We start from the raw sequence: 16,421 nt of genomic DNA, 5'->3' as shown, positions 1-16,421 counted from the left end.
TATCTGTGGATATTGGTCATCGGGTTACATCAATAGTGACGGACTGCAAGGTGCAGTCCAGTGATGGAAATGAAGATCGCGTTCCTTAATCGTGAGCACCGTACGGGCTAAGAGAAAGTCGTCTCTTCACCCGCCTGCCGCTCACTTTGCTCTAGGCAAGTGCCGCGTGTCATGTGCCGCTTCATCAGTGACGGTGGCGCATACGTCACCCGGCAGCCGATAACAGCGACACGACGGACAAGCCGCCGTAGCGCACGATGCTCTTGTCGGGCGGAAACAGATGTTCAGCAAGTCGTTTTTTCATTTTCGTGAGGATTCCAGTCTGGTTGATGTTGGTTGACGACTGTGAATCTGCTGATACAGCCAGCGCACAATCGCGAGCCAAGTGTCAGGGAAGATTCAGCGAATGCAAGCAGACGCCGCCTTTACACGATGACCCATCGGGCACAATGCGGAAGCCGAGGCTTCGCGGCGTTAAAGGCAGTCGGCGGATCGCCGCGAAGCCTATCGAGCACTACCGCAACAACCTCGTCAGTCTGCTGACCTTGCTCGACGTGATGCGCGCTCGATGTGAATCAGTTTGTGTTCAGTTCGTCGGCGACTGTTTATGACGTGCCGAAGACTCGTCGGCCGATGGCGCGCGGACATCTGGCCGCGCCGGATGCGCTGGATGCTCTGGATGCTCTGGATGCTCTGGATGCTCTGGATGCTCTGGTCAAAGCGTGACGCTAATTTAGCAACCTCGGGCACTAGTCGGCACCCTGGCGGCACCTGGCACGGCGAGTGCACGAAAGTAAGGTCGACGCGTTGAATCGGTTCGGCGTTTCACCTCAACAATTCAGGTTCGAAGACAGGCTCGGACAGCGATCAACGCCCGCGATGCCGTGCGCCCGTTCAAACAATGTCATTCTTAGGCACACCTGTTCAGGTGCACGCTATTGCCTGCACAATTGGCGCGGGGCGCCGCTCCAATGGCGCATGCGGCCGCGATAGCGTTTCTCTGGACGGCGGCGGCGCGTGCGAACGCGCACTGGCTTCAATCTGCGACGTTTCCCGAGTCGCTGACGATACCGGAGCCGGCTGATCCGCTTCAGTTGAGCGCCAATTCGCCGGTGCCAGATTGCAAGCGCTTCCAGTGGAATGGATGCGGCGATATAACCTGTTACACCGGCGTCTGTCACCTTGATGACCTCCGCGCCGTTGGATTGAAAGATGAAACGTTTGATTTCCATTTTGTGGTCCTGTGAGAATGGCGATCCGTTGCCACGGTACGCAGCTTGCGAAATTGCCCATTAAGTCAGGAGATCGGGTGCCTACGATCTAACTGCTCCCGGTCTGTCTAACTACGTCTTCGACGCAAGGACAGGTCTAGGATCACATGGGGTCCACGAAACGCAAGTTGGGGCTAGGCAGTATGACTTCCCGTGAGGCAGAGGCTGGCCTGCCGCGAGAAATCCAACGCGGGTTAGCATTGCTGCCAGAGCCGCACGGTGTGGACAGGGCCACACCCGGCGATTTCCGGCACGGAGGCCAGCATGGAACAAGATAGCACGGCGTACGTTGGACTCGATGTTCACAAGGAGTCGATTACGGTGGCGTACGCGATCGGCATGGGCGAAGTCGAACTGCTGGGTAAATTCGGTACCACAAAGACGGATATCGATCGGCTGTGCAAACGCCTGCAGTCCAAAGCGCGCCGCATACGCATCGTCTACGAAGCCGGCCCGTGCGGTTATGGCCTCTATCGCCAACTGGTCGAAAGAGGATTCGAGTGCATGGTGTGTACCCCCTCGCTGATTCCGAAGAAGCCCGGCGAGCGCGTCAAGACCGATCGACGTGATGCCGTCAAGCTTGTACGCTCGCTGCGTGCGGGCGACCTGTCCGCGGTGTACGTACCGAGCGTTGAAGATGAAGCGTTCCGGGATCTGGCGCGCGCCTGGGTCACCGCTAAAGATGATCTGAAACAGGCGCGCCAACGGGTGAAGGCCTTTCTGCTTTCGCACGGGGTGCGCTATACGGGCACCGCGAACTGGGGCCCGGCCCACCGGCGTTGGCTGAGCGAGTATTCGTTCGACAGCGCGTGGCAACAACTGGCCTTTGAGGAGCATCGGCGCACGATCGAGGACCGCCTCGCGCAATGCAGCCGTCTTGAGGCTGCCTTGCGCGAGGCGGTGATTAACTGGCGCTTCTATCCGGCCGTACTGGGCCTGCAGGCGATGCGCGGCGTCCAGTTCACCACGGCGGTGGGCATGCTCGCCGAACTCGGCGATCTCTCACGCTTCGTGCATCCCCGCCAGCTGATGGCCTGGCTCGGCGTGACGCCCGCCGAACACTCTTCGGGTGATAAACGCCATCATGGCAGCAGCGTTTGATCGGAATTTCCTGAGGGCGACGTAGCAGTGCTATGCAAGAAAGCTGCTCGTCGAGGCATGCGCGATCCCGTGAAGTGGATACCGGATTGACAGTCAGGGAGCGTCTCATCGCGGCCTGCGATGACAAGGCGTTCTTACTTGCCGTGCACTTCGTCGCGGCCTGTGGCGACTTTTGCGCGATGAACACATCACCAGCGGCATCGATTAGCGCTCGCGCAAATACTCCGGCCAGCGAGCATAGGTTGAGTCGCCCGATGCCCTACTCGTCACGGGTCTAATGTTCTCGCTCGGCATCAAGTGCACGCCGCACTCGAGCTGGGAAACGATATCCCAATATTCGTTCTCGATCGCGAGGCACTGGGCGGCGCGCGCGACATCCGTAATGGCGTACAGTCGCCATTGGGCCGGCCACTGGCTCTCGCCTTCCAAGCGGAAGCGCAGTTGCCCATCGATAAGGATGTTGAAGGTATCTGGACCGTCAGCGACTGCTTGAATGCGGTCCGTGTACCGCTGGCGAGTTGTGCGCCCAAGTGAGGAGACAGGGCGAGGGGGCAGTGACATGGAAATCTCTGTAGATTGAGGAAGTATCCTCAGTCTCCTATGCGCGCGTCGTCATGCAAGTTGGAAAATCGGTTGAATAAATATCCGTTTGCCTGGCGCTCCGTCATGTTCTAGAGATAATTTGTGCGTCTCCGTCAAGTAGGCAATAAGACGGGAACCACCTAAAGCTATTTGGGGTTTCCCGCTCCTCCTCGCCATGCTCGTTCAGTCAGCATGGGGCTATCTTGACGTACCGCCCGATGAACTCCGCACACATAATTCTGACAGCGCCCAGCGACCTTATCGCGATAGCGCGCGTAGTACGAAGGCACACGGGATTTCGCCGAGTGTTGTACTCGGACGGTGCGCGATTCCGTCAAGCGATGTCTTTGCAGCCATGGCTGACGCATCATCGTCAAGTAGAAAGACCTCTACTGAATCGCGAGCCACCGTCGCCTGACATTCCAGCGATTTCGTCGCCCGGGCCGCTTCCTCGACGGGCGCCGCATTGCGCTGCGCGACTTCGTCGATCTGTGAAGCGGCCTTGTTCCCCGTTCGTTCCCGTCGCCCTGCCCCAATGCGGACGCCTCAATCTCGTTCATCACGCGGGTAACGTGATCGACCGCGCTCATGGCTTCGTGAATCGTCCTCAGCGCTTCGGACAGGAGCGATGCGGCCTTTCACCTCCGCCGCCGCGCCCGAGCGCGGCGCGAGACTGCGCAGTTCCGGGCCACCACCGCGAGACCGCGCCGCGTTCACCGGCAGGCACCGCTTCCGGGCCGCGTTCGACGCGAGAATACCGGCCGGGCAGAGTAGCGTCAGGACTTAAATGACCTGAACAGATGAGATGTTTTTCGGTAGCGATGCACGACTGCGGCCGCCGGAATCCAATAACGCTCGATCACGGGTGGCCAACACTGACGGGTTCCCATCAAGCCGAAACACCGCGACGGCGTCGCGCAAAACGGCCGCCTGTTCTTCCAGCGATTTCGCCGCGGCTGCCGCTTCTTCGACGAGCGCCGCGTTGTGCTGCGTGACTTCGTCGATCTGTGAAACCGCCTTGTTGACCTGCTCGATGCCATCGCTCTGTTCAAGCGCGGACGCCTCGATCTCGTTCATGACGCCTGTGACGCGCTGGACCGCGCTCATGGCTTCCTGAATCGTCTTCTGCGCGTCGGACACAAGTGATGCCCCCTCCTGCACCTTGGCCGCCGATTCGCCGATCAACTCCTTGATTTCCTTCGCCGCCGCGCCTGAGCGCTGTGCAAGGCTGCGCACTTCTGATGCGACAACCGCGAACCCGCGGCCCTGTTCACCCGCGCGGGCCGCCTCAACCGCGGCGTTCAGCGCAAGAATATTGGTCTGAAAGGCGATCCCTTCGATCATGCCGATGATCTCGGCCACCTTGCGCGACGACTCGGTGATCCCATCCATCGTCTGCGTCACGCGCGACACCACCGAGCCGCCACGCGTGACCGTATCCAGCGCGCCCTGCGCCAGGCGGTTCGCCTGCTTCGCGTTGTCCGCGTTCTGCTTCACCGTCGCCGACAGTTGCTCCATACTCGCCGCCGTCTGCTGAAGCGCCGCGGCCTGTTGCTCGGTGCGCGACGACAGATCCGCGTTGCCCGACGCAATCTCGTTCGCGCCGTGCGTGATCGCCGTCGTGCTGCCGCGCACCTTCGCCACCGTCTCCACGAGGCCGTCGCGCATCTTCGTCAGCGCACTGAGCAACTGGCCCATCTCGTTGCGCGATTTGCTGGCGATCGCGATCGTCAGATCGCCGGCGGCGATCCGCTCGAAATGTTTGATGGTCACATTGACCGGCTTGATCAGCGCCGCCGACAAACCGATCCGCGCCGCCACTCCGATCACGATGGCGATTGCGCCGATCGCGGCGAACAGCAGCGTCGCGAGACGGAAACGCTGTGCGCCGGTCTCGGCCTGCTGGTGCTGATTGTCGACCTGCACGTGCTCGAGCGCATCGATGGCTTTCGAATACGCCGCGTAAAAATTGTTCGCGGTTTCGCCCTGGATGTTGCGGAAGGTGTTGAAGTCGAAGTCGGCGAGCGCCTTGAACTCCGGCTCGATGGCCTTATCGACCAGCGCGGCGCGCGCCTGTTCGACAGCCTGCGCAAGCTTCTTTTCCTCTTCGTTGACGAACGGGCCGACCATGTAGTTGCGGAAGTCCTTGTTCGACTCGACCAGCACCTTGTGCGCGGCCGGCAGCAGATCGTCGGTCTGCTTGCCGACGCTGAAGAGCGTCTGATACGTGCCGAGCGCAAGCTGCACTTGCAGCAGCTTCTCGGAGCTCGCCTTCAGATGCGATAGCGCGGCCGCGCTGCGCTGGGTTTCGTCGAGGCTGCTATTCGCGAGCTTGAGCGCGCCGTAGCCGACACCGATCACGGTCAGCAGGAAAGCGACGAACACGCTGATCACTAGCGTCAGCCCGCCACGAATGGTGATGTTGTTGAGCATTGGGTCTCCGGAACGTCTGGTCGGTCGGCGGCGAAATCGGGAAAACGCCGGCGCGCGGTATTGTTTGATGCGCCATTTACACTTCGCCGCATCCAGGTTAACGGCCTTCGCGAAACCCGGTTAAATAGGTGGAATCCATGACAGGCGGGGCTTTGCGGAGCGCTTTGGACTCACTATCTGGGACATTTCGCGTGATCTAGGCGACTGCTGCTTTTTCGGGCGCAGCGCATTTCATTTGTATAATTCGGCGTCATCGCTCAGGCCCACTTTCATGCTTAGTTTTGCGCTCGGCTTTCTCGTTTCACTGCTGATCACGCTGTTGATCGTGCGCTATGCGCATCTGCATGAAAAATTCTCCACCGACACCGATCTGGCCGGCGTGCAGAAATTCCATGTGCGCCCGGTGCCGCGCATCGGCGGGACCGGGATTCTGATCGGGCTGATCGTTTCGGCGGTGCAGTTGCATCACACGTATCCGGCCGTGTCGGGCGGCATTCTGGGGCTGATCGCGTGCGGCATGCCGGCGTTCGGCTCGGGCCTCGCCGAGGATCTGACCAAGCGCGTGTCGCCGCTCGCGCGGCTTGTCTGCACGATGGCCGCCGCCGCCCTCGCCTACTTTCTGCTGAATATCGCCGTCACGCGCATCAGCGTGCCGCCGCTCGATTTTCTGCTGTCGTATGCGGTGATCTCCTGCGCGGTCACGGTGCTGGCCGTCGCGGCGCTCGCCAACGCGATCAATATCATCGACGGCTTCAACGGCCTCGCCTCGATGGTCGCGTTCATGATGTTCGCGTCGCTCGCTTACGTGGCGTTCGAGGTGTCCGATCCGATCGTGCTGTCGGCATCGTTCATGATGATGGGCGCGGTGCTCGGCTTCTTCATCTGGAATTTTCCGGCCGGGCTGATCTTTCTCGGCGACGGCGGCGCGTATTTCATCGGCTTCATGCTCGCCGAACTGTCGATCATGCTGGTGATGCGCAATCGCGACGTGTCGGCGTGGTATCCGGTGCTGCTCTTCATGTATCCGATCTTCGAGACCTGCTTCTCGATCTACCGGAAGAAGTTCATTCGCGGCATGTCGCCAGGGATTCCCGATGGCGTGCATCTGCATATGCTGGTCTATAAGCGGCTGATGCGCTGGGCGGTCGGCACGCGCACCGCACGCGAACTGACGCGGCGCAATTCGCTGACGTCGCCGTATCTCTGGCTGCTGTGCCTGATCGCCGTGGTGCCGGCGACTTTATTCTGGCGGCATACGCTGCATCTGTTCTGCTTTGTGGTGGTGTTCGCGGCGACTTATGTCTGGCTGTATATGAGTATCGTGCGGTTCAAGTCGCCACGGTGGATGGTGGTGAGGAAGGGTCGGCGGTAATAGAAAAAGGCGCTCAGAAGCAAGCCGGTCGCTTAACCTGTTGAAAAGGTGGCCGAGACCGAGGGGATGCAGGTACTTTGACGCGTCACCCGCGATAGGACTTACCGACAGTGAACCAGACTCTGGTGGCGAGCGACCGTGCGCCGGCGATTACCAGGACTTCGCGTGGCTACCGCTCAGTGGAGGCGGAATTCTCAGGAAATATCAGCCGGTAGTTCTTCAGGTCCTCTTTGAACGCATTGCAGCGCCCGAGCTGCTCCTGCACATCGTGCAGTGGCTGCTTGTACTCAAAGCGTGAAGTCCAGTCGTAAATACGCGTCATTCCCCTTACGTACGGACCGGCTTCGCGGTCGTTGGTCAACCGCTTCAGCGGTAGCAGATAGTCCTCACGACATACGGTCGGAATGACGATTCGGCAAAGGCCGGCGTCGGTGAGCACGCAGTTCATTGCAAGCCGCGCCGTGCGACCGTTGCCGTCCTGAAAGGGATGGACTTCTGACACAACGAACATCGTCATGAGCGCGCGAGCTACTGGGTCAGTGAGCGCGTTGATGCGTGAAAAGCCTTCTGCCAGGGTTGCCGGGACCTGCTCCGGCAGGACAAAGAGCGTGTTGCCCGCCATATTCCGTTTTTCTTTCCACTGTCCCGGGCCCTTGTCCGGACGCGCCTGCATCACGAGCGCATTCACGTTCTTGAGCCAGACAAGAAAGTCATCGGGAGTCGTCGCCGGCCGGCCCCGCCAGGGCGCCGTGGCGGCAGCCTGGAACGTGCCAAGAATGTCGTGTGAGTCCTCAGAACGGTTCGGAATGATGGCGCCCTGAAAGACAATTTGCTCGGCTTCCTCAACCTCGAACGTCGTACCTTCGATGAAATTTGAAAAATACGCTTCGAAGAAAGCAAAGTTCTCAAGCGCTCTTCCCGATGCAGCCGGGTTTGCTGGATGTGCAAACACCTCGCCCGCCAGTGCGGCATGCAAAACATCGAACAGCTCCAGCCGGTCCGGGTCATACGGTTTGCCCGACGCGCGCGCGAGCGCCAGCTTGCTGCTCAGCTTCTTTTCTTCGTGCGTGCCGAGCAGTGCGCCGATAATGCCGTCCAGGCGCTTGCCGGCCGTCTGCATGTCGAGCTTGTCGGCAACCGTTTTTGCCTGGTCGCGCAGGTCGTTGAGCTTGAAGTCGCCCCGAATCGTGAGAATTTTGTCGAGACGGGATTCGATATCTTCCTGCGGCAGCACCCGCCCAGATGAACCGCGCGCTGTTGCCATGTTCTCGAGGAAGCCACGCGCTTCGCTCGGCAGGTAGATGCTTCGGTGCGGCACGTCGGGCGCGGGCGGCTCAAGCAAAGGCCCATCACCGATGTGCACTTCGACAATCAGCCCAGGCATCTCAAGGGTGCGGCGCCGCTGTCCGCGACGCACGTGAATCGCACCGTCGACCGGCCCTGTTTATGTCCGAAAAGCGCCCAATTGGATAGATGATTCTGGGCTGTTTGTCCGAAACATGCTGAATAGCCAAGACAAATTGTCCGAAACGTGTCGAATTCTCTCTCGCTGGGTGCTGTATCTCAAGGACCTTCGCGCCCGATGACGAAGCCCGGTACGCCACCAAGGTTTGACACACGTAGGATTCTTACAAAAGTGCCCTGAGTTGACCGCTTACGCCCGTCTGGCAAGAACGCGTCGGCAGCCGAGTGCGCCTTTGCAATCGCATCCCTGCTCGAACACCTTTGCGTCGGCGAAAAGACCGGACATGAAGAAGCCCCTGTAAGTCATTGACCGACAGGGGCTGTTTTGACGAATCAGAACGCCTGTTTCAACAGATTAAGCGACCGCCTTGGCTCAGAAGCGCCTGTTTCTTTAATGTCTGACAGCAGCAATCGCAAACTTTAGGAAGCCCGCGTGGCCGGCGTGACACTGCGCAACGTCGGAGCGCTGGCCGGTTGATATTCCGGCACCCAGCGGCGCAGATCGCGCCGCACTTCGTCGTCGGTCGGGACTCGATGCTGCATCAGCCACGGCAGCAGGTTGTCGATGAGGCTGTCCGGCACTTCACGCGCCCGCGCGATGCGCAGCTTGGGATGCGGCGTGCGCGTGGTGGTTTCGTCGTCGGCGAGAAGCTCTTCGTATAGCTTCTCGCCCGGGCGCAGACCGGTGAACACCACGCGGATCTGTTCTTCGGTGAAGCCGTACAGGCGGATCAGGTCGTGTGCGAGGTCGGCGATCCGTACCGGCTTGCCCATGTCGAGGATGAAGATTTCGCCGCCATGTCCCATGCTCGACGCCTGCAACACCAGTTGCGACGCTTCCGGAATCGTCATGAAAAAGCGGGTGATTTCCGGATGCGTGACCGTCACCGGGCCGCCGCGCGCAATCTGCTCCTGGAACTTCGGAATCACGCTGCCGGCGCTGCCGAGCACATTGCCGAACCGCACCGTTTCGAACTGCGTGCGCTTCGTGCCCTGCTGCTGCAACGCCGAACAGGCCATCTCCGCCAGGCGCTTGCTCGCGCCCATCACATTGGTCGGGTTGACAGCCTTATCGGTGGAAATCAGCACGAACTGAGCGACGTCGTGACGAATCGCGGCACGCGCGACGCGATACGTGCCGAGCACGTTGTTGCGCACCGCCTGCCACGTGTTGACCTCTTCCATCAGCGGCACGTGCTTGTACGCCGCCGCATGAAAGACGATGTGCGGGCAGTACCGCGCCATCACCTGGTCGAGCAGCAAGGAATCCTTCACATCGCCGATGATCGGCACCACCGATACCTCGGGATACTTGTCGCGCAGCTCTTCGTTGAGCCGGTAGATCGAGAATTCGGAAATATCGAACGCCACCAGCTGCGCCGGCCCGTAGCGCAGGATCTGCCGGCACAGTTCGGAGCCGATCGAACCGCCCGCGCCGGTCACCATCACGACGCGGTTCTTGAGCAGCGCTTCGACGTGCTGCGTATCGATCATCACCGGATCGCGGCCCAGCAGGTCTTCCAGATCGATCTGACGGACCCGCGACAGGAACGCCTGGCCTTGCGTGAGCTGAGTCAACGCCGGCAGTGTCATGGCACGCACGCCAGCGCGCACGCACAGCGTTGCAATCCGCCGATGCGCTTCCACCGAAGCAGACGGCACGGCAATGATCACGTGCTCGACCTTCATTTCAGCGGTGATCTTCTGCAGATCGCTGATGGCGCCGAGTACGCGATAGCCGTAGATTTCGCGGCCCTGTTTGACCGGATCGTCGTCGAGCAGACCCGCGAGCCGCCATTCGCCGGAGCGTTTCAGCTCACGCACCAGGTTCGCGCCCGCATTGCCCGCGCCGAGCACCAGCACGGGCTTGCCCTGCCCGACCAGGCCGCCGTAGCGATAAAACTCCTTGGCGGCACGGTACAGCGCGCGCGAACCGCCCATGGCAAGGAACAGCAGCATCGGCGAAACGATCAGGACGGAGCGCGGCACCACCGGGCTCGGCTGCACGAGCGCCGAACCGATGACGACTACCACCGCGCCGACGCCGATCGCCTTGGCGATCCGCACGAGGTCGGGCAGGCTGGCGAAGACCCACATGCCGCGATACAGCCCGTAGCTGCGGAACATCACTGCGTAGATCACCAGTACCCAGACCAACGCATGCAGCCCGCCCATCCAGAACGGCTCAGGCACGGGACCATTGAAACGGATCACATATGCCAGCATCCAGGCCAGGGCCACCGCCAACAAATCGAACACAAACGCACTGAACGACAGCCATCGGGCCTTGAATCTTTTCATTGTGCAGAACCTCAGGATTGCCCGGAACGGGACAAGTGACGCCGCCAGTACCGATCAATGCAGACACCGGCAAGCACAAGCACAGCAGCCCAGACAACGACAACCAGCCATTGATACACCACAGCAAGGCCCATCGCCCACAAAGCAAGCATTATGCCCGCCGCCATGAAGAAATACCAAACTCGCGCCGTCGACGCATGGCCGAAACCGGCTTGCACCAGTCTTTGATAGTAGTGTTCGCGGTGCGCCTGCCAAAATTTTTCGCCACGAACCAAGCGTTTGAGCAAAGTTACCGATGCGTCGCCAATGAAAGGAGCAAAACTTACCGCCGGAAACCAGATCGGCCACACGCCTTCGCGCCAGCCCCAATAACCGAGGGCGCCCGCGAGGAATCCCAGCGGGATCGAGCCGGCGTCGCCGAGAAAAATTCGCGCGGGATGGAAGTTGAACAGAAGAAAACCCGCCGCTGCCCCCGCCACCGTTGCGCAGGCGAGCGCGAGCGCGTGGTCCGGATGGGCGGCGATCGACGCGGCGACCGCATAGCCGCCGAAGCCGAACAGCGCCATGCCGCCTGCGAGGCCGTCGGAGCCGTCCATAAAGTTGTACAAATTGACCAGCCAGACGAGTAAGAACGCCAGCGCGGCAAGCGCCCACCAGGGCACGTCGGCCGGATAGACGGCGACCAGCGCCGCCACGGCCAGCGCGTGGCCGCCGAACCGCACGCGCGCGGGCAAGCCGCGGCGGTCGTCGATCTGCGACAAGGCAGCAAGCAGCGCCGCCGCGAGGGCCGGCAGCCACAGCGCGGGCGCCGCAAGCCAGATCAGGATCACGACCACCGGCACGATGCCCCAGCCGCCGACGCGCGGCGTCGGGCGCGTATGCAGCGAGCGATCGTTGGGGATGTCGGTAGCGAGGCGCCACGCGAGGCCGCTCCTGAGCAAAGCCCACAGAATCGCGGCGCATGCGCACAGCGCGACCAGCCCCCAAAGGAGCAGATGCACGGCTGGATCAGCGAAGAGTGAAGCGATCGGCATGTCGGATATTTCAGTGGGTAGAGCGATACCAGGCCGCTGTCTCCAGCAGGCCGTGTTCAACGGTATAGGGCGGATACCAGCCGAGACATTCGCAGATATGGGAACTGTCCAACCGCAACTCGCCGATCAGCCGGTCGATCTGGGCCGAGCGCCCCGTCAGGCGGCCGACGAGGCGCAGCAGGCCGACGGGAACCGGGACAAGGCGTGCTGGCGCGTGCAGTTGCGTGGCTAGCGCCCGCGCCAGTTCGGCGACGCTCAGATCGCGGCCGTCGGTGACGTGGAAGGTCTGGCCGGCGGCGCGGGGGTCGGTTGTGCAGTGCACTAGCGCGTCCGCGAGGTTGTCGACGAATATAAGGCTGCGCTGCGCGCCGATCGCGCCTAGCGGCAGAGGGACGCCATTCGCGATCGCGCGCATCAGTTGCAGAAAGTTGGCTCGCACGCCCGGACCGTAGACGAGCGGCGGACGGACGATCACGATTTCGAGGCCCGATTCATGGCCGTACTCGATCAGGGCGCGTTCGGCTTCGAGTTTGGAGATGCCGTAGGGATCGGTGGGGGCGGGGTTGGCGTCTTCCCCGATCGGATGTCCCGCGCTGCTCTCGGCAACGGCTTTGATGCTGCTGACAAAAACGAAGCGACGCGCGCCTGCGTGGCGGGCGGCAGCCGCGACGCGCAGGGCGCCGGTGACGTTGGTGGAGCGGTACGCCGCGAGCGGATCGGCAGTCGTTTCCCGCATCATGTGAACACGGGCGGCGAGATGGATGACCGTATCGCAATGCATTGCCAGCGGCCACCGTTGGTCAACGCCCTCGAAGTCGTCGGTGTCGAGGAGCCATTCGCTGACTCCGTCGGCGGTCGTTTCCGGCCGACGCACCAGACCCGTGACGCGGTCCCCGCGCTGCAGCAATGCGCGCGAAACCGCCTTGCCGACGAAACCGTTGGCGCCGGTGATCAACACGTGCTGAGTCATCGGCTGGCCTCGCATGAGCGGATGCTGGCCGGACGGCACATCATCCCAGTTGCAAGGCGGGACGCACGCTTGCCGTCTGGAGCCGGCTTGCCCGGCCCACTACGAGCCGCAACCACCGTCGTCGCGCCGACGCGCGGCGGTTGATGACGCGACCCCGGACGCGACCGCGCTGCAGTGAGGCTTGCGCCGCCTACGCCTCGATACGGCGGGACAGGCTGATGAGACACGATACAATCTGGCATCGGCGATGCTTATAAGGGAATTCGTTTGGAAGGCGTATTGTATGCGGGCAGCTTCCGCCTCAGTCCGCTCCTCGTAAGCGTTAGGCGCTAAAATATGCGCGCAGCTAACAGACTGAAAGCAAAGCGCATATCCAAGCCCGTGATGATAAAACGGACAAGCTACCCAGACGCCCAGTCCGAACACTTCTTAACATCTCAAACATATTCGCGCATGTGGAATTCGCGGTTTCGATCCGACGTGCTCGACAGCACAATCAGTTTCGCCCCCGAGCGACGTGGGTGCGCAACGGCCCGCGCTCCAGTGAGCCAACACTTAGTTACTACTGTTACCACTGAACTTTGCATTGCGCCGCAACGCGCACGTCCCGCAACGTGCCGGCCGGATCGCAGCCACGCATTTCACGGATCGCTGTTTCGCACCGCTTGAAAAGTGGGCGCGTCATGCCACCTGTGCGCTGGCAGGAAGTATTGATCTGAATAAACGTTTGAGCAGATAGAGTCTCCATCCATGAAAGTGCTGTTCGCCACTTACCCAATGGCTTTCCATACCCCCGGAGGCGGAGAAATACAGCTGCTTGCGTATCACAAGCATCTGCCCGCTCATGGAATCGACGTCACGCTGTTCGATCCATGGAACCCAAGGTTCCTCGAACATGACGTGGTCCACTTCTTCTCGTGCGTCGGCGGCTCGGTCCATTTCTGTAACTTTGTCAAACAGTTGGGCTTACCGTTGGTGGTTTCGTCTAGCCTTTGGGTGACGGAGGAGACCAAGCATCTTTATCCGATCGGCGAGATTCATCATCAGTTTTCGCTGGCGGATCGCGTGGTGGCGAACTCGGATATCGAATGCGAGACGCTCGCGCGGGTATTCGATTTACCGCGCGAAAAATTTGTGACCGTGTTGAACGGCGTCGAAAACACGTTTTATGAAAAGGTCTCCCCGGACTTGTTCCGCTCTCACTTCGACCTGCGCGAGAAGTTTGTTCTCAACGTAGGCAATATCGAGCCGCGCAAGAATCAGCTGCAACTCGTCAGGGCAATAAAGTCAATGCCAGAACGGAAGCTTGTACTAATCGGTCATGAGCGCGACACAGCTTATGCGCGTGCGTGCCGCGATGAAGGCGGCGACCAGGTCATCTATCTCGGCCCGCTACCACACGATTCTGAGCTACTGCGCTCCGCATATGCCGCCTGCGACGTGTTCTGCCTGCCGAGCACGCTGGAAACACCAGGACTCGCCGCTTTAGAAGCGTACGCAGCAGGATGCCGAGCGGCGATTACCGAAGTGGGTTCGACAAAGGAATATTTCGGAGACCGCGTCGAATATCTCGATCCCGCAGATGCCGACAGCATAGCGTGCGCCATCCGCAATGCAGCTAGCGCCGACGCAAACTCACGAACAGATAGCGACCGACATCAACTGAACTGGCAGAACGTGGTTCAGCCCCTGCAATCCATCTATAGCTCCCTGACGACAAAATGAAATTCGATTTACAACCATTGAGCAATGTCGAGGCGTCTTCCGAACAGGCTTTCGACTGGAAAGCGACGAATGGCGATCCTCAGTTCTCTATCGCCAACTGGGAAATACTGCGCGGGCGCGCTTTACGAATTTCTTTCCGTCTCTCAACGAGCAACTCACGTCGATCCGTCTGCATCTTCTACATGGACACCGGTACCGGCATGTCGGAGCAAAGTGCGATGCGACTGTCTGTCGACGCCGATGGAAATGTGGATCAGGAAATTGCTTTCCCGGAGTCTTTGCGCGCCCTGCGCTTCGACCCGCTTGCGCATCCCGGGCTGTTTTCCCTCGTCGATTTCAACATCGAGATCCTCGCCCGTTCGAACGAGCAGATCAAGCGTCTGCTGGATTCTTATCATATTGAGCCCACTCATACTGGAGTACTCGATCAGCTAGGCAATCCGGTTACCGAGCTAACATACGAAAACTGGATCAAGATCAACGAGACGCCGCGGCAGAGATACGACACGCTCCGTGAGCGCGCAGCGTCGTGGGATCACAACCCGCTGATCAGCATCGTAATGCCGACCTATCAGACTCCTGCGAAATGGCTCAGGAAGGCAATCGATTCTGTCCTCGATCAGGTCTACGAAAACTGGGAATTCTGCATCGCAGACGATTGCTCCGCGTCACCCCACGTGAAGGCCATCCTCGACGAATACGCGGCAAAAGATCAGCGCTTCAAAGTAACCTATCGCACCGAAAACGGCCACATCAGTGCCGCAAGCAACACGGCGCTCGATATGGCCACCGGCGAGTTCGTCGCGCTACTCGACCACGACGATGAACTGCACCCGCTGGCGCTCTTTTACGTAGCCGAAGCGATTCGCGCGCTCCCGAACGCCGCATTGATTTACAGCGACGAAGACAAGATCTCGGTCGAAGGCGTTCGGTCGGAGCCGTACTTCAAGTGCGACTTCAACTATGACTTGTTCCTGAACCAAAATATGATTTGTCATTTTGGCGTGTACAAGACTTCATCGTTGAAGGAAATCGGTGGGTTCAGAATCGGTTTCGAGGGCGCGCAAGACTACGATCTCGCATTGCGCGTGCTGGACCAGGCTGGTGCGGAGAACATCTATCACATCGCGCGGGTGCTGTATCACTGGCGCGTCATTCCGGAAAGCACCGCCTCCACTCACGAAGCCAAGCCTTACGCGGTGTCCGCTGCTGCACGCGCACTTGCAGATCACCTCGAGCGCAACAAGGTTCCCGGCAAGGTGGAACCGGCTCCCGACGCCCCTGCGTTCAACAAGATCAGCTACATCATTCCTGATCCACATCCTCGCGTCGAAATTATTATTCCGACGCGAGACGCAGCGGGGCTGGTCCGTCAATGCGTGGACTCGATCCGTGAAAAGACTGTCTACGACAATTTCCTCATTACGATTATCGATAACGGATCGACGGAACAGGAAACGTTCGACCTGTTTGCATCCTTCAAGGATGATGAGCGCATCCGCGTCGCCAGAGACGATGCGCCCTTCAATTACTCCGCACTGAACAATCGCGTTGGACTGGCGAGCGAAGCAGACTTTGTTTGCCTGATGAATAACGACATCGAAGTCATCACGCCGACCTGGCTGTATGAAATGATGTCGATCGCCATTCAACCTGGCGTGGGCGCCGTCGGAGCCAAGCTTCTCTATCCGAACGACACGCTTCAGCACGGTGGCGTAATCGTCGGCCTTGGAGGCGTTGCAGGACACTCGCACAAGCACTCCGACCGCAAGGCGCCGGGGTACTTCTTCCGCACGCTATTGCGCAGCCGGATGAGCGCAGTCACCGCTGCGTGCCTTGTTATTCGCACATCGATCTTCAGGGAAGTAGGCGGACTCGACGAGAAGCTGCAAGTCGCATTTAACGACGTTGATTTCTGCTTACGCGTGCAAAAGGCCGGCTACCGGAACGTTTGGACGCCCTACGCCGAGCTCTACCATCACGAGTCAGCATCGCGCGGCTACGAAGACACGCCCGAAAAGATCGCCCGTTTTGACGCAGAGGTTGCATTTGTCAAACAGCGCTGGGGCGAAACGTTGCTCAACGACCCGTGCTACTCGCCAAACCTTAGCCTGGATACTGAAGACTTCTCTATGGCTTGGCATTCGCGCGTCTCGGACTTCCTTTAA

Annotated in this window: 10 protein-coding genes and 2 pseudogenes; 5 read left to right on the top strand and 7 right to left on the bottom strand. The window is 60.2% G+C overall.

The features are described from left to right. Positions 1 to 453: 453 nt before the first annotated feature. Positions 454 to 621: pseudogene (locus AC07WT_RS03755) on the top strand (NAD-dependent epimerase/dehydratase family protein); the annotation flags it as partial. 314 nt (positions 622 to 935) lie between these two features. On the opposite strand, the gene AC07WT_RS03750 reads toward AC07WT_RS03755, so the two are convergent. Beyond that, positions 936 to 1,232, bottom strand: a complete 297-nt coding sequence (locus tag AC07WT_RS03750) for a hypothetical protein (RefSeq protein ID WP_494946100.1) — start codon at positions 1,230 to 1,232, stop codon at positions 936 to 938. Between the two features lie 303 nt (positions 1,233 to 1,535). Between AC07WT_RS03750 and AC07WT_RS03745 the strand changes: the two are divergent. Beyond that, a pseudogene (locus tag AC07WT_RS03745) lies at positions 1,536 to 2,394 on the top strand (IS110 family RNA-guided transposase); the annotation flags it as partial. A gap of 182 nt (positions 2,395 to 2,576) precedes the next feature. On the opposite strand, the gene AC07WT_RS03740 reads toward AC07WT_RS03745, so the two are convergent. Next, a complete protein-coding gene (locus tag AC07WT_RS03740) occupies positions 2,577 to 2,933 on the bottom strand; it encodes a hypothetical protein (protein WP_494946099.1) in 357 nt (118 codons plus the stop codon). An 804-nt stretch (positions 2,934 to 3,737) separates the two neighbouring features. Further along, positions 3,738 to 5,387: a methyl-accepting chemotaxis protein gene (locus AC07WT_RS03735; RefSeq protein ID WP_494946098.1), complete on the bottom strand. Its 1,650-nt coding sequence runs from the start codon at positions 5,385 to 5,387 to the stop codon at positions 3,738 to 3,740. 271 nt (positions 5,388 to 5,658) lie between these two features. Here AC07WT_RS03735 and AC07WT_RS03730 point away from each other — a divergent pair, with 271 nt between their 5' ends. Beyond that, positions 5,659 to 6,759 (top strand): MraY family glycosyltransferase, encoded by a 1,101-nt coding sequence (locus AC07WT_RS03730; RefSeq protein ID WP_492592582.1) that lies wholly within the window; start codon positions 5,659 to 5,661, stop codon positions 6,757 to 6,759. Positions 6,760 to 6,928: 169 nt separating this feature from the next. Here AC07WT_RS03730 and AC07WT_RS03725 read toward each other — a convergent pair whose 3' ends face one another. From AC07WT_RS03725 to AC07WT_RS03710, 4 genes are all read right to left on the bottom strand, one after another. Then, on the bottom strand, positions 6,929 to 8,143 hold the full coding sequence (locus tag AC07WT_RS03725) for a Fic family protein (RefSeq protein ID WP_494946097.1): 1,215 nt from the start codon (positions 8,141 to 8,143) through the stop codon (positions 6,929 to 6,931). Between the two features lie 500 nt (positions 8,144 to 8,643). Further along, complete coding sequence (locus AC07WT_RS03720; RefSeq protein WP_494946096.1) at positions 8,644 to 10,524, bottom strand: polysaccharide biosynthesis protein; 1,881 nt, start codon at positions 10,522 to 10,524, stop codon at positions 8,644 to 8,646. An 11-nt stretch (positions 10,525 to 10,535) separates the two neighbouring features. Continuing rightward, entirely contained in the window at positions 10,536 to 11,558 is a 1,023-nt protein-coding gene (locus AC07WT_RS03715; RefSeq protein ID WP_494946095.1) for an MraY family glycosyltransferase, read from the bottom strand. Positions 11,559 to 11,568: 10 nt separating this feature from the next. Further along, the gene (locus AC07WT_RS03710) at positions 11,569 to 12,528 is read right to left on the bottom strand and encodes a UDP-glucose 4-epimerase family protein (protein WP_494946094.1); all 960 of its coding nucleotides are present in this window, start codon (positions 12,526 to 12,528) and stop codon (positions 11,569 to 11,571) included. 750 nt (positions 12,529 to 13,278) lie between these two features. On the opposite strand from AC07WT_RS03710, the gene AC07WT_RS03705 reads away from it, so the two are divergent. Beyond that, on the top strand, positions 13,279 to 14,253 hold the full coding sequence (locus AC07WT_RS03705) for a glycosyltransferase family 4 protein (protein ID WP_494946093.1): 975 nt from the start codon (positions 13,279 to 13,281) through the stop codon (positions 14,251 to 14,253). Then, complete coding sequence (locus AC07WT_RS03700) at positions 14,250 to 16,421, top strand: glycosyltransferase family 2 protein (RefSeq protein WP_494946092.1); 2,172 nt, start codon at positions 14,250 to 14,252, stop codon at positions 16,419 to 16,421. The genes AC07WT_RS03705 and AC07WT_RS03700 overlap by 4 nt, the downstream gene beginning before the upstream one ends.

Source organism: Paraburkholderia sp. GW821-FHT02A12, assembly GCF_059422005.1.
The sequence above is the reverse complement of the archived record's forward strand: the minus strand, read 5'-3'. Positions and strand labels throughout refer to the sequence as shown.